Source organism: Streptomyces sp. NPDC093586 (assembly GCF_044764905.1).
GTDB lineage: Bacteria > Actinomycetota > Actinomycetes > Streptomycetales > Streptomycetaceae > Streptomyces.
The window spans coordinates 60,778-74,095 of sequence record NZ_JBIWJA010000001.1; the positions used below are offsets into that span (position 1 = coordinate 60,778).

General features: G+C 72.1%; 11 protein-coding genes. 3 read left to right on the forward strand and 8 right to left on the reverse strand.

Features of this window, described 5'->3' with window-relative positions; all coding sequences use genetic code 11:
• Positions 1-134: 134 nt before the first annotated feature.
• Together ACIRFH_RS00310 and ACIRFH_RS00315 are read left to right on the forward strand one after the other, a co-directional pair.
• Complete coding sequence (locus ACIRFH_RS00310; protein ID WP_403516146.1) at positions 135-860, forward strand: MBL fold metallo-hydrolase; 726 nt, start codon at positions 135-137, stop codon at positions 858-860.
• A 34-nt stretch (positions 861-894) separates the two neighbouring features.
• On the forward strand, positions 895-1,707 hold the full coding sequence (locus tag ACIRFH_RS00315; RefSeq protein WP_403516149.1) for a DUF3097 domain-containing protein: 813 nt from the start codon (positions 895-897) through the stop codon (positions 1,705-1,707).
• Here the strand turns inward: ACIRFH_RS00315 and ACIRFH_RS00320 are convergent.
• The 5 genes from ACIRFH_RS00320 to lepA all read right to left on the reverse strand — a co-directional run bounded on the left by ACIRFH_RS00320 (position 1,685) and on the right by lepA (position 9,948).
• A complete protein-coding gene (locus tag ACIRFH_RS00320; protein WP_403516151.1) occupies positions 1,685-2,263 on the reverse strand; it encodes a Uma2 family endonuclease in 579 nt (192 codons plus the stop codon). The two genes, ACIRFH_RS00315 and ACIRFH_RS00320, sit on opposite strands and share 23 nt — an antisense overlap.
• A gap of 100 nt (positions 2,264-2,363) precedes the next feature.
• Positions 2,364-3,596 (reverse strand): radical SAM family heme chaperone HemW, encoded by a 1,233-nt coding sequence (gene hemW / locus ACIRFH_RS00325; RefSeq protein ID WP_403516154.1) that lies wholly within the window; start codon positions 3,594-3,596, stop codon positions 2,364-2,366.
• A gap of 27 nt (positions 3,597-3,623) precedes the next feature.
• Positions 3,624-5,723 (reverse strand): SpoIIE family protein phosphatase, encoded by a 2,100-nt coding sequence (locus ACIRFH_RS00330; protein WP_403516157.1) that lies wholly within the window; start codon positions 5,721-5,723, stop codon positions 3,624-3,626.
• Positions 5,724-5,916: 193 nt separating this feature from the next.
• On the reverse strand, positions 5,917-7,794 hold the full coding sequence (locus ACIRFH_RS00335; RefSeq protein WP_403516160.1) for an AMP-dependent synthetase/ligase: 1,878 nt from the start codon (positions 7,792-7,794) through the stop codon (positions 5,917-5,919).
• Positions 7,795-8,079: 285 nt separating this feature from the next.
• Positions 8,080-9,948, reverse strand: a complete 1,869-nt coding sequence (gene lepA, locus ACIRFH_RS00340; RefSeq protein WP_403516162.1) for a translation elongation factor 4 — start codon at positions 9,946-9,948, stop codon at positions 8,080-8,082.
• A gap of 251 nt (positions 9,949-10,199) precedes the next feature.
• Here lepA and rpsT point away from each other — a divergent pair, with 251 nt between their 5' ends.
• A complete protein-coding gene (gene rpsT / locus ACIRFH_RS00345; RefSeq protein ID WP_403516165.1) occupies positions 10,200-10,466 on the forward strand; it encodes a 30S ribosomal protein S20 in 267 nt (88 codons plus the stop codon).
• Positions 10,467-10,959: 493 nt separating this feature from the next.
• Here the strand turns inward: rpsT and holA are convergent, their stop codons facing one another.
• The 3 genes from holA to ACIRFH_RS00360 all read right to left on the reverse strand — a co-directional run bounded on the left by holA (position 10,960) and on the right by ACIRFH_RS00360 (position 13,200).
• Positions 10,960-11,949 carry a DNA polymerase III subunit delta gene (gene holA, locus ACIRFH_RS00350; protein ID WP_403516168.1) on the reverse strand — a complete coding sequence of 330 codons (990 nt, stop codon included), beginning with the start codon at positions 11,947-11,949 and terminating at the stop codon, positions 10,960-10,962.
• 81 nt (positions 11,950-12,030) lie between these two features.
• Entirely contained in the window at positions 12,031-12,276 is a 246-nt protein-coding gene (locus ACIRFH_RS00355) for a hypothetical protein (RefSeq protein WP_403516170.1), read from the reverse strand.
• Positions 12,277-12,318: 42 nt separating this feature from the next.
• Positions 12,319-13,200, reverse strand: coding sequence for a YceI family protein (locus tag ACIRFH_RS00360; RefSeq protein ID WP_403516173.1), 882 nt, complete (start codon positions 13,198-13,200; stop codon positions 12,319-12,321).
• Between the last annotated feature and the right edge of the window lie 118 nt (positions 13,201-13,318).

The following is a 13,318-nucleotide window of genomic DNA, read 5'->3' on the forward strand; positions in this document are numbered from 1 at the left end:
GGTGTTCTCCCTGGCACTCTCCGTGTTCGAGTGCCAGACTTCCCCGGCCCAGTGTACGGCCGCGGGGTACACCCCCGGCAAGGCCGGGGCGCCGCCGTCGTGCCCGGGGCGTCCGCGGCGCTAGCGTCGCCGTCGTGACGGTGACTTGGGAGGACCTGGGATGGGAGCGACTGGCGGCCGGGGTGGGCCGGTGCCGCCTGCCGGTGTGGGACTGCACGGCGGGGCTGGTCGTCGGCGCGGACGCGGCGCTGTCGGTCGACGCCGGGTCGGGCCTCGGCGAAGGCGCCCGGTTGCGTGTGGCGGCGCAGGAGCTCGCCGGCCGCCGTGTGACGCATCTCGCGCTGACCCACCCCCACTTCGACCACGTCCTCGGCGCCGCCGCGTTCGCGGGCGCGGAGGTCTTCGGGGCGGTGGGCGCGGGCGCGGTCCTGGCGGGGGGCCGGGAGGCGCTGCGGGCGGACGCGGTGGCCGAGGGCCTGGACGCCCGGCTCGCGGAGGAGGCCGTGGACGCCCTCGTCGCGGTGCGCCACGAGGTGTGCGGCGAGTGGACACTCGACCTGGGCGGCGGCCGGCAGGTGCTGCTGGCGAACGTGGGCCCCGGCCACACCGGTCACGACCTCGCGGTGCTGGTGCCGGGCGAGGTGGAGGTCGTCTTCTGCGGGGACCTGGTCGAGGAGTCCGGCGAACCGCAGGCGGGCCCCGACGCCGTACCGTCCCACTGGCCCGCCGCCCTCGACCGGCTGCTCGACCTGGGCGGCGAGGACGCGCTGTACGTCCCCGGCCACGGCGCGGTGGTGGACGCGGCGTTCGTCCGGGCCCAACGGGACACGCTGGCCGCCCGCTTCGGCGTGTCGCGTTGATCACGGCGCGGGCGTTCCTCGTATCGTCGGGAGAATGCGCCAGTACTCCGCCGACCTGACCCCTCCGTGGAAGAAACCGCAGCCGGTGCCCGAGGTCCCGGCCGACCCCGGTCTGGTGGTCGAGGAGCCCGTCACCGGCTTCTGCGGCGCGGTGATCGGCTGCGAGGCGGGCACGGTGACGCTGGAGGACCGCTTCGGCAAGCACCGGGTGTTCCCGCTGGAGCCGCGCGGTTTCCTGCTGGAGGGCCGCGTGGTGACCCTGGTCCGGCCGGCCTCGGGCCCGGTGCGGCCCACCCGTACGGCATCGGGGTCGGTGGCCGTCCCCGGCGCACGCGCGCGCGTGGCCCGCGCCGGGCGCATCTACGTCGAGGGGCGGCACGACGCCGAGCTGGTCGAGAAGGTGTGGGGCGACGACCTGCGGATCGAGGGCGTGGTCGTGGAGTACCTGGAGGGCGTGGACGACCTGCCGTCGATCGTCGCCGACTTCGCGCCGGGCCCGGACGCGCGGCTGGGGGTCCTCGTGGACCACCTGGTGCCGGGATCGAAGGAGTGGCGGATCGCGGAGTCCGTGACGAGCGAGCACGCGCTGGTGGTGGGCCATCCCTACATCGACATCTGGGAGGCGGTGAAGCCGTCGTCCCTGGGGATCGAGGGCTGGCCCCGGGTGCCGCGCGGGCAGGACTGGAAGACGGGGGTGTGCCGGGCCCTGGGATGGCCGGCCGAGAACACCGGGGCGGTGTGGCAGGCGATCCTGGCCCGGGTCCACTCGTACAAGGACCTCCAGCCGGCGCTGCTGGGGCGGGTGGAGGAGCTGATCGACTTCGTCACGGGTAGCGGTGGGGCCTGACGCCGGAGAACGTACCGAATTCGCTGGTGTCCAGGTCGAGCCCGAGCATCTCCAGCGGCAGCGGATCACCGAACTTCACCGTCAGCTGCGCCTGGTAGTCCGCGTCGTCTCCGTCTCCGGCGGGCAACGTGAACAGCACGCAGTGCGCCATGATCGGATCGACCACGAGGTACGCCGGGACCTTGCCCGCAGCGTAGATCGAGCGCTTGACGGTGTAGTCCCGGATGACACTGGTCTTGGACACGACCTCGACCACCAGCGTCAGCAGCCCGGACGGCAACAGACGTCCCGATCCCGGCAGGGAGTCACGACGGAGGATCACCAGATCCGGCACCGGCTCGCTGGCCTCGTCGACGATGTCGACGTCCTGAGTCTGCAGACGAGACCAACGCTTGCGCGGGATCTGGTCCAGAACGTCTTCCACGATCATGTTGTGGACCAGGTCGGGGCTGGCCATCATCACGATTTCCCCCCGGAGAAGCTCGACCCGCACGCCCTCGGGAGGTTCGAGCTCCTCGAAGTACTTGGTCATCCCACGCTCGTCCACAGCGGTCATCTCCGTGGTCCTCCACATCCGCCGCGTCCTTTTGACGGCAGCTTAGGAATCAGGGTAGGGACCGAACCGGCGTTCAGCAGGCATTCACTCCACCGAGTGATCAGTCCACCAGGTCCCGCACCACCGCGTCCGCCAGCAGCCGGCCCCGCAGGGTCAGCACGGCCCGCCCCTCCTCGTACGGTCCCTCCTGGAGGAGTCCGTCGGACAGGGCCCGGCGCGACGCCGCGAGTCCTGCCTCCCGGAGCAGCGCCAGCGGCGCCCCCTCCCGCAGCCTCAGCTCCAGCAGGATGCGCTCCACCCGCCGGTCCTCGTCCGTGAGGATCTCGCGTCCGGCCCCCGGCGACCTCCCCGCCGCCAGCGCCCCCGCGTACGCGCCGGGGTGCTTCACGTTCCACCACCGCACCCCGCCCACGTGGGAGTGCGCCCCCGGACCCGCCCCCCACCAGTCGGCGCCCCGCCAGTACAGCTCGTTGTGCAGGCACCGGCCCGCCTCCGAGGTGGCCCAGTTCGACACCTCGTACCAGTCGAAGCCCGCCGCGGACAGTGTCTCCTCGGCGATCAGGTACCGGTCGGCGTGGACGTCGTCGTCGGTCATCGGGACCTCGCCGCGCCGGATGCGCCGGGCGAGCTGCGTGCCCTCCTCCACGATCAGCGCGTACGCGGAGACGTGGTCGGGTCCGGCGCCGAGCGCCGCGTCCAGCGAGGCCCGCCAGTCGTCGTCGGACTCCCCCGGCGTGCCGTAGATCAGGTCGAGGTTGACGTGGTCGAAGCCGGCCGCGCGGGCCTCGGCGACGCACGCCTCGGGGCGGCCCGGGGTGTGGGTGCGGTCCAGGACCTTCAGGACGTGCTGCCGGGCGCTCTGCATGCCGAAGGAGATCCGGTTGAAGCCGCCCTCGCGGAGAGTGGCGAGGTAGGCCGGGTCGACGGACTCCGGATTGGCCTCCGTCGTCACCTCCGCGTCCGCCGCGAGGCCGAACTCGTCGCGGATCGCGTGCAGCATCCGCACCAGGTCGCCGGCGGCCAGCAGGGTGGGCGTGCCGCCGCCGACGAAGACCGTGCGGACCTCGCGCGGGTCGTCGCCGAGCACCTTGCGGGCGAGGCGGACCTCGTCGACGAGCGTCTCGGCGTAGTTGTCGCGGGAGGCGAGGACGCCGCCGGTGCCGCGCAGCTCGGTCGCGGTGTAGGTGTTGAAGTCGCAGTACCCGCAGCGGGTCGCGCAGTAGGGGACGTGCAGGTAGAAGCCGAGGGGGCGGGCGGCGGCCCCGGCGAGCGCGGACGCGGGCAGGGCGCCGTCGGCGGGGACGGGTTCGCCGTCGGGGAGTGCGGAGGGCATGCGTTCCATTGTCCCGTACGGCCGCGACTACTCGGCCTGGAGCACCAGCAGGGCGAGGTCGTCCTCCGGGGGCCGGGCCCCGAACTCGTGCACCAGCCGCCGGATGCGCTCGGCGATCAGCCCGGCGTCCAGCCCCGCGCACCCGGCGAGCGCCGCGGCGAGCCCGTCGCCGTCGTCGAACTGGCGGGAGCCGCTGCGCCGCTCGGTGACGCCGTCCGTGACGCACAGCAGGGTCTCGCCGGACCGCAGCTCGAAGGTCTCGCTGGTGTACGTCGCGTCCTCGAGGACGCCGAGGAGGGTCTGCGGCTCGGCGACCGCGCGGACGGTGCCGTCGGGGGCGAGCAGCAGCGGCAGCGGGTGTCCGGCGCAGGCGAGGGTGCAGCGGACGACGCCGTCGCCGACCGGGACGAGTTCGCCGTAGAGCAGGGACAGGAAGCGGGTCTGCGGTCCGTCGCCCGGGGCAACCGGACGGCCGCCGACGGCGATCAGGGCGCGGGCGGCGGCGTCCGCGGCCTCGGTGGCGTCGTCGAGGAGCAGCTGGTTGAGGCGGTCGAGGACGTCGGGGACGCCGTACCCCTCGCGGGCCAGCAGCCGCAGCCAGGGCCGGGCGAGCCCGATGACGACGGCGGCCTCGGGGCCCTTGCCCTGGACGTCGCCGACGGTGAAGCACCAGCGGCCGTCGCCGGCCGGGAAGAGGTCGTAGAAGTCTCCGCTGGGGCCGCCCTTGTCGCACGGTTCGTAGACGAGGGCGCTGCGCACCCCCGGGATCTCGGCGACGGCGCCGGGCAGCAGGCCGCGCTGGAGGACGGCGCTGATGGTGGCCTGGCGGGCGTACTGGCGGGCGGCGCCGATGGCGAGCGCCACCCGGCGGCTGAGGTCCTCGACCAGGCCGCCGATCTCGTCGGGGAAGGCCGGGACGCCGGCCCGTCCGATGACCAGGGTGCCCAGCGGCCGGCCGCCGGCGACCAGGCGGTAGGCGAGCGCGGCGCCGTGCGGGCCGAGCGCGGCCTCCGGCCAGGGATGGGCGACGGGGCCGGACCGCCAGGGGTCACGGGCGCGGGGCGGGTCCTTCTCCAGGGCCTGCCACAGGTCGTCGACGCGGCTCTCGCTGCTGTGCCAGACGCGGGCCGGCCGTGCTCCCCCGGCCGCCCCGGCGTCGTCGCCCCAGGCTCCCCGGCCCAGGGACTCGTCGTCGAGCCACACGGCGCACCAGTCGGCGAGGCGCGGCACGATCAGCTGGCCGGTGAGGGAGGCGACCAGGTCCTCGTCCAGCTGTCCGGCCAGCAGGTCGGAGGCCTCGGCGAGGAAGGACAGGGCGCCGCGGCCCAGCCACTCCCGATCGCGGACGCCGCGCCGCCCGGGTCCGGCCGTGGCGTCCCCCCAGTCCGGCCAGTCCGGGTGGTCCGGGTGGTCCGGCCCGTCCGGCCCGGCGGCCACTTCGGCGGCCTCCGTCACGTCCGCCTCGTCGGCCCCGCACTCGGTGACGGCCGGGGGGCCGGTGACGGCCGGGGGGCCGGTGACGGCCGGGGGGCCGGTGACGGCCGGGGACTCGGTGACGGCCGGGGGGCCGGAATGATGCGGGCCCGGCTCCCCGGCGTACGCCTCGGTCCGGTCGGCGGTCTCGCCGCCCGCCGCGGGCAGGCGGGCCCACACCGTCTTGGTACCCGGCCGGTAGGTGATGCCCCAGGCCTCCGAGAGCGCGGCGACGAGTCGCAGGCCACGCCCGTCCTCGGGGGTCTCGTGCGGCGCCTCGTGGCCGCCGCCCCTGGGCGCGCGGACGGGGTGGTGGTCGGTGACCTCGACGACGAGCGTGCCCGTCGCCTCCAGCCGGCAGACCACCTCGACGTCGGTCCCGGCGTGCACGACGGCGTTGGTGACCAGCTCGCTGACGACCACCAGCGCGTCGGCGCAGAGGTGGCCGGTCAGCTGGTGCGCCCCGGGCAGGCCGAGCCCGGCCCAGTCGGCGAGCGTGGCCCGCACCATCGCGCGGGCGGCGCCCGGCGCGAGGGAGCTGCCGAGCAGGGTCACGCGCGCCCGCGCGTACTCCTGGGCGGACATCTCGGCAGCGGGCGCGGACGCCCCGCTGCCACAGGAGACGGTCTCCCGTTGTGTCGGAATGGCCCCCATGGACGGCTCCCCGGACAGTTCGTGCGAATACTCCGCAGTCGTTGCCGACAGAGTGACAGACCGACCCCGCCCGGACGCACGGAGTTACCGAAGTGGGCCGCCATGGGTGAGAACCGTGCTAGGCGAACGCTCGAACACGGCCGCAGGACGGACATGTTCGAGCATCGGCCGTACGCACCGCGCCACGCGGACGCTACGCCTCGCGAGAGCCCTCGTACATCTCCTCGATCAGGTGCTTGTACTCGCGCTCCACCACCGGCCGCTTCAGCTTCAGGCTCGGGGTGATCTCGCCGTGCTCCACGTCGAGGTCGCGGGGCAGCAGGCGGAACTTCTTGATGGTCTGCCAGCGCTGGAGGCCCTCGTTGAGCCGCTTGACGTAGCCGTCGACCATCTCGACCGTCTCCGGTGCCGCGACGACCTCCGCGTACGGCTTGCCCTCCAGGCCGTTCTCCTTCGCCCACTCCATGATCGCGTCCTCGTCGAGCGCGATGAGCGCCGTGCAGAAGTTCCGGTCGGCGCCGTGGACGAGGATGTTGGAGACGTACGGGCACACCGCCTTGAACTGTCCCTCGACCTCGGCGGGGGCGATGTACTTGCCGCCGGAGGTCTTGATGAGGTCCTTCTTGCGGTCGGTGATGCGCAGGTAGCCGTCGGGCGAGAGCTCGCCGATGTCGCCGGTGTGGAACCAGCCGTCGGACTCCAGCACCTCGGCGGTCTTCTCGGGCAGCTTGTGGTAGCCCTCCATGATGCCGGGGCCGCGCAGCAGGATCTCGCCGTCGTCGGCGATGCGCACCTCGGTGCCGGGCAGCGGCTTGCCGACCGTGCCGGTGCGGTAGGCCTCGCCGGGGTTCACGAAGGAGGCGGCGGAGGACTCGGTGAGGCCGTAGCCCTCCAGGATGTGGATGCCGGCGCCGGCGAAGAAGTAGCCGATCTCGGGCGCGAGGGCGGCCGAGCCCGAGATGCAGGCGCGCAGCCGGCCGCCGAAGGCCTCGCGGATCTTGGCGTAGACGAGGGCGTCGGCGGCCTTGTGCTTGGCGGCGAGGCCGAAGGGGGCGCTCGCGGTGCCGGTGCGCCTGAAGTTGTCCTGGGTGACCTTGGCGTATTCGCGGGCGACGCCGGCCGCCCACCGGAAGATCTTGTACTTGGCCCCGCCGCCCGCGCGGGCCTTGGCCGCGACGCCGTTGTAGACCTTCTCGAAGATGCGGGGGACGGCCGCCATGTAGGTCGGCCGGACGACCGGCAGGTTCTCGATGATCTTGTCGACGCGGCCGTCGACGGCGGTGATGTGACCGGCCTCGATCTGGCCGGAGGTGAGCACCTTGCCGAAGACGTGGGCGAGCGGCAGCCACAGGTACTGCACGTCGTCCTGGGTGATCAGGCCGGTCGCGGCGATCGCCTTCGCCATGTACGACCAGTTGTCGTGCGGGAGGCGGACGCCCTTGGGCCGGCCGGTGGTGCCGGAGGTGTAGATGAGGGTGGCGAGCTGGTCCCTGGTGAGCGCGCCGACCCGTTCCTTGATGAGCTGCGGGTCCTTCTCCAGGCGGGCCGCGCCCCGGCGCTCCAGCTCGTCGAGGGTGAGGATCCAGTCCTCGGCGGTGTCCGCGCCGGTCGCGTCGATCAGGACCACGTGGGTGAGGTCGGGCAGCCCGGCCCGTTTCTCCCTGGCCTTGGCGAGCTGGGCGGCGTCCTCCGCGATCAGCACCCGGCTCTCGGAGTCGGACAGGATGTACGCCGACTCCTCCGCGTTGGTCTGCGGGTAGACCGTGGTCGTCGCGGCGCCGGCGCACATGATGCCGAGGTCGGCCAGGATCCACTCGATGCGCGTGGCGGAGGCCAGCGCCACGCGCTGCTCCGGTTCGACGCCGAGCTCGATCAGACCGGCCGCGATCGCGTGGACCCGCTCGGCGGCCTGCGCCCAGGTGAGCGACTTCCAGTCGTCCGGGCCCTCGCCGGAGGCCGGCGGCACCGGGTAACGGTACGCCTCGGCGTCCGGCGTGGCCGCCACCCGCTCCAGGAAGAGTCCCGCCACGGAGGGCGGACGGTTCTCGATCAGTGTCTGCGTGTCGCTCACGACATCCTCCGGGCCCGCGACGGTGCGGCTGACTCAGGTGCGGCTGGTTTCACTCTCGGACGTTGTTCGGGCTGGTGCTCTCTCGACCGTTTCCGACCGTTGCTTAACTCACGAGTAACTACGGGGCAGGCTTCAGGGTAGAGGGCGACCGGCCCGCGCGTAAGACTCCGCGCCCTGTCACTTCACACCATGGCCCGCCCGTGACGTGCGAAGGGGCCCGCCGCGCTCTCGTGCGGCGGGCCCCTTCGCACCCGTTTCACCCGGGGTGTACGGGAAGGACCGCGGTCACTTCTTGGCCTTGCCCGATCCCGCGCTGTCGTCGCTGGAGAGAACGGCGATGAAGGCCTCCTGCGGAACCTCCACGGAACCCACCATCTTCATCCGCTTCTTGCCTTCCTTCTGCTTCTCCAGCAGCTTCCGCTTACGGGAGATGTCACCGCCGTAGCACTTGGCGAGGACGTCCTTGCGGATGGCGCGGATGGTCTCGCGGGCGATCACCCGGGAACCGATGGCGGCCTGGACCGGCACCTCGAAGGCCTGCCGCGGGATGAGCTCCTTGAGCTTGGCGACGAGCCGCACGCCGTACGCGTACGCCTGGTCCCGGTGCGTGATCGCCGAGAAGGCGTCGACCTTGTCGCCGTGCAGCAGGATGTCGACCTTGACGAGGCTGGAGGTCTGCTCGCCGGTGGGCTCGTAGTCCAGCGAGGCGTACCCCCGCGTCTTCGACTTCAGCTGGTCGAAGAAGTCGAAGACGATCTCGGCGAGCGGGAGGGTGTAGCGGATCTCGACCCGGTCCTCGGAGAGGTAGTCCATGCCGAGCAGGGTGCCGCGCCGGGTCTGGCACAGCTCCATGATCGAGCCGATGAACTCGGTCGGCGCGAGGATCGTGGCGCGCACGACCGGCTCGTACACCTCGTTGATCTTGCCCTCGGGGAACTCGCTCGGGTTGGTGACGGTGTGCTCGGTGCCGTCCTCCATGACCACCCGGTAGACCACGTTCGGCGCGGTGGCGATGAGGTCGAGCCCGAACTCGCGCTCCAGGCGCTCGCGGATCACGTCGAGGTGCAGCAGGCCCAGGAAGCCGACGCGGAAGCCGAAGCCGAGGGCGGCGGAGGTCTCCGGCTCGTAGACGAGGGCGGCGTCGTTGAGCTGGAGCTTGTCGAGGGCCTCGCGCAGCTCGGGGTAGTCCGACCCGTCCAGCGGGTAGAGGCCGGAGAACACCATCGGCTTGGGGTCCTTGTAGCCGCCGAGCGCCTCCGTCGCCCCCTTCTGCTGGCTGGTGACGGTGTCACCGACCTTGGACTGGCGGACGTCCTTCACACCGGTGATCAGGTAGCCCACCTCGCCGACGCCGAGGCCGTCGGCGGACAACATCTCCGGCGAGTTGGTGCCGATCTCCAACAGCTCGTGCGTGGCGCCGGTCGACATCATCTTGATGCGCTCGCGCTTGTTGAGCTGGCCGTCGATGACACGGACGTACGTCACGACACCGCGGTAGGAGTCGTAGACCGAGTCGAAGATCATCGCGCGGGCGGGGGCGTCCTTGACGCCGACCGGGGCGGGGATCTCGGCGACGACCTTGTCCAGCAGCGCCTCGACGCCGAGACCGGTCTTGGCGGAGACCTTCAGCACGTCGTCGGGCTCGCAGCCGACCAGGTTGGCGAGCTCCTCGGCGAACTTCTCGGGCTGCGCGGCCGGCAGGTCGATCTTGTTCAGGACGGGGATGATCGTGAGGTCGTTCTCCATCGCCAGGTAGAGGTTGGCGAGGGTCTGGGCCTCGATGCCCTGGGCGGCGTCGACGAGGAGGATGGTGCCCTCGCACGCGGCGAGCGACCGCGAGACCTCGTAGGTGAAGTCGACGTGCCCGGGGGTGTCGATCATGTTGAGGATGTGCGTGTCGCTCTTGTCGTGGGTGGGGGCCCACGGCAGACGCACCGCCTGGGACTTGATCGTGATGCCGCGCTCGCGCTCGATGTCCATGCGGTCGAGGTACTGGGCGCGCATCTGCCGCTGCTCGACCACACCGGTCAGCTGGAGCATCCGGTCGGCGAGCGTGGACTTGCCGTGGTCGATGTGCGCGATGATGCAGAAATTGCGGATCAGAGCCGGGTCGGTACGGCTCGGCTCGGGCACATGGCTAGGGATCGCGGGCACGCAGGGTCCTGATTCTTGAGGCGTCCGCAGTGTCTGCGGTCTCGGGTCGGATCGTTACGTAGCCTCCATGGTCCCACGGGTGGGGAGCACGGAGGGGTGTGGGAGGGGTCGGGGGCGGGTTTGGGCCAGTCATCCGGCCGCTGGTAGTGTGGGTGGCTGTGTCTCATGCCCTCTCAGCGCGAGGCACTCCTCAAGAAATCATCGGCCCGGGACCCGTGCGGCCCCGTGCCTGAACCTGAAAAGGCTCATTCGTGGCGAACATCAAGTCCCAGATCAAGCGGAACAAGACCAACGAGAAGGCCCGGCTGCGCAACAAGGCCGTCAAGTCCTCTCTGAAGACCGCGATCCGCAAGGCTCGTGAGGCCGCTGCCGCGGGCGACGTCGAGAAGGCCACCGAGTACCAGCGCGCTGCCGCGCGTCAGCTCGACAAGGCCGTCTCCAAGGGCGTCATCCACAAGAACCAGGCCGCCAACAAGAAGTCGGCGCTGTCGCAGAAGGTCGGCGCCCTCAAGGGCTGAACCTCTTATCTGGTCTGATCGCCGGAAGGACCCAGAGCGGGCCCTCTCTCATCCGCTCCCGTCCGGCACCCCGGGCCCATGCGCGGCCTGCGTTCGCCACGCGGGCATGGGTCCTCGAGCTTGATCCGAAGGCCCCGGTGGCCGTCCTCCCCAGGACGGCCACCGGGGCCTTCGGTGTGAACGGCCCGCCCGCACGGGCCGCGCCGCGGCCATGGGCACCGAGGGGCCGGCGCCGGTGCACGGCCCGGAGACCGGTGCCGATGCACGGCCCGGGAGACCGGTGCCGCTCCAGGACCCGAGGGCTCGCGCCGGTCCGGGACGCGGGGAGGCCCACGGCCGGTCCGAGGCCCGGGATCTTGCGCCGGTCCAGCGCCTGGAAGGCCCGCACCGGTCCAGTACCTGGCGGAGCTGCGCCGGCCCAGGACCGAAGGGCGTGCGCCGGCCCAGGACCGAAGGGCGTGCGCCGGCCCAGGACCGAAGGGCGTGCGGCGGTCTACGCCCGTCCTCGTGAACGCGCCGCCCGGGCGATGGTCACCACGGCCTTCTCCAGCGCGTACTCCGGGTCGTCGCTGCCTCCCTTGACCCCGGCGTCCGCCTCGGCCACCGCGCGCAGGGCCACGGAGACACCGTCCGGTGTCCAGCCGCGCATCTGCTGCCGGACGCGGTCGATCTTCCACGGCGGCATCCCGAGTTCACGGGCGAGGTCGGCGGGGCGTCCGCCGCGGGCGGTCAGCACCTTCCCGATGCCCCGCACGCCCTGGGCGAGCGCGCTGGTGATCAGCACCGGCGCCACTCCGGTCGCCAGCGACCAGCGCAGCGCCTCCAGGGCCTCCGCCGCCCGTCCCTCGACCGCCCGGTCGGCGACCGTGAAGCTGGATGCCTCGGCGCGTCCGGTGTAGTACCGCCCGACGACCGCCTCGTCGATCGTGCCCTCGACGTCCGCGGCCAGCTGGGACACCGCCGACGCCAGCTCCCGCAGGTCGCTGCCGATGGCGTCGACCAGCGCCTGGCACGCCTCCGGGGTGGCCGACCGCCCGGCGGTGCGGAACTCGGCCCGCACGAACGCCAGCCGGTCCGCGGGCTTGGTCATCTTCGGGCACGCCACCTCGCGCGCCCCCGCCTTGCGCGCGGCATCCAGCAGGCCCTTGCCCTTGGCGCCGCCCGCGTGCAGCAGGACGAGGGTGATCTCCTCGGCGGGCGCCCCGAGGTAGCCCTTGACGTCCTTGACCGTGTCGGCCGACAGGTCCTGCGCGTTGCGGACGACCACGACCTTGCGTTCGGCGAAGAGCGAGGGGCTGGTGAGCTCGGCGAGCGTGCCGGGCTGCAACTGATCGGGGGTCAGGTCGCGTACGTCCGTGTCGGCGTCGGCGGCCTTCGCGGCGGCCACCACCTCCTGCACGGCACGGTCGAGCAGGAGGTCCTCCTGGCCCACGGCAAGGGTCACCGGGGCGAGAGGGTCGTCGTTCGCAGTCTTCCTGGCCATCGCGACAAGCATCCCACGCACCACCGACAACGGACCCACCGACCGACGGCCCCCGCGGTTCCCCACGGCCCGGACGACGGGCTACGGCTCCTCGCGCCAGCCGTCCCACTCGCGCGCGAACTCGTCGAGCGCGCCGGCGTCCAGCCGTTCGTCCTCGTCCCGCAGGACGACGAGCCACTGGGCGTCCTCGGCGTCGTCCTCGCCGGCCAGGGCGTCCCGGACGAGCTGCGGCTCCTCGGCGAGCCCGAACCGTTCCCCGAGCTCCTGCGCCACCTCTTCCGCGGCATCGCGGTCGGGCAGCACCAGGACATGTCTCACGTCGCTCACGCGCACCATTGTCGGCCACCGCGCGAACGGCGAACCGCCGGGTCAGCCCTTCTGCACGATCTGCACGTCCAGATCGATCCGGATGCTGGGCCCGACCGTGGCGATGCCACGCGCCAGCATCGTCTGCCAGCTGATCGTGAAGTCGTCGCGGTGCAGCTCGGTGGTGGCGCGGCAGGCCGCCCGCACCTCGCCCTCCATGCCGTTGCCGAGACCGAGGTACTCCGCGTCCAGCGTGACCGTGCGCGTCACCCCGTGCAGCGACAGCGCGCCGGTGACGGCCCACCGGGTGCCGCCGCGGTGCGTGAACCGGTCGCTGTAGAACTCCAGGGTCGGGTACCGCTGGACGTCCAGGAAGTCCGCCGACCGCAGGTGGTCGTCGCGCATCCTCACGTTGGTGTCGATGGACGCCGCGTCGATCACCACGTGCATCGCCGACCGCTCCATCTCCTCGCCGATCCGCACGGCGCCCGCGAAGGAGTTGAACCGACCGTGGATACGGGCCAGGCCGATGTGCCGCGCGGTGAACGCGATCGAGGAGTGCGTCGGCTCGATCTCCCAGTCACCCGCCGTCGGCAGCTCCGGCGGCTGGGCCACCTGCAGTGTCACGTCACCGAGGGATGCGAGGGTGTCCTCGGCGACGGTCACGGAGGCGCGGTAGGGCGTGTACCCCTCGGCGGACACCGCGAGCCGGTACTCCCCCGCCGGCACCGTCGACACGAACGACCCGAAGGGGTCCGTCCCGCCACCGACCACCTTGCGCCCCATGGTGTCGCTGACCGTGAACTCCGCGTGCGGCACCGGTTCGCTGACCGGGTCGAGCACCCGGCAGCTCAGCACTCCGGCACGGGGCGGGGTCCGTACCGCCGCCAGAGGACTCGTCCGTTGCATCCGCTTCGTTCGGCTTTCCAGCCAGCGGCTGATCATCTACGACACCCTCTGCCCGAGTGACAACACATGTACTGGGGATACATTCGATCACCGATGAGGCTTTCGAGGCAACACGAGGTCACATCACGGGAAAGGAACGCATGTGCCGCGAGTA

Bases quoted from the DNA above. Each gene is read 5' to 3' on its own strand.
- ACIRFH_RS00320 (WP_403516151.1), bottom strand. From the start codon at position 2,263: ATGACCGCTGTGGACGAGCGTGGGATGACCAAGTACTTCGAGGAGCTC.
- ACIRFH_RS00360 (WP_403516173.1), bottom strand. From the start codon at position 13,200: ATGATCAGCCGCTGGCTGGAAAGCCGAACGAAGCGGATGCAACGGACG.
- ACIRFH_RS00315 (WP_403516149.1), top strand. From the start codon at position 895: ATGCGCCAGTACTCCGCCGACCTGACCCCTCCGTGGAAGAAACCGCAG.
- holA (WP_403516168.1), bottom strand. From the start codon at position 11,949: ATGGCCAGGAAGACTGCGAACGACGACCCTCTCGCCCCGGTGACCCTT.
- hemW (WP_403516154.1), bottom strand. From the start codon at position 3,596: ATGCCCTCCGCACTCCCCGACGGCGAACCCGTCCCCGCCGACGGCGCC.
- ACIRFH_RS00330 (WP_403516157.1), bottom strand. From the start codon at position 5,723: ATGGGGGCCATTCCGACACAACGGGAGACCGTCTCCTGTGGCAGCGGG.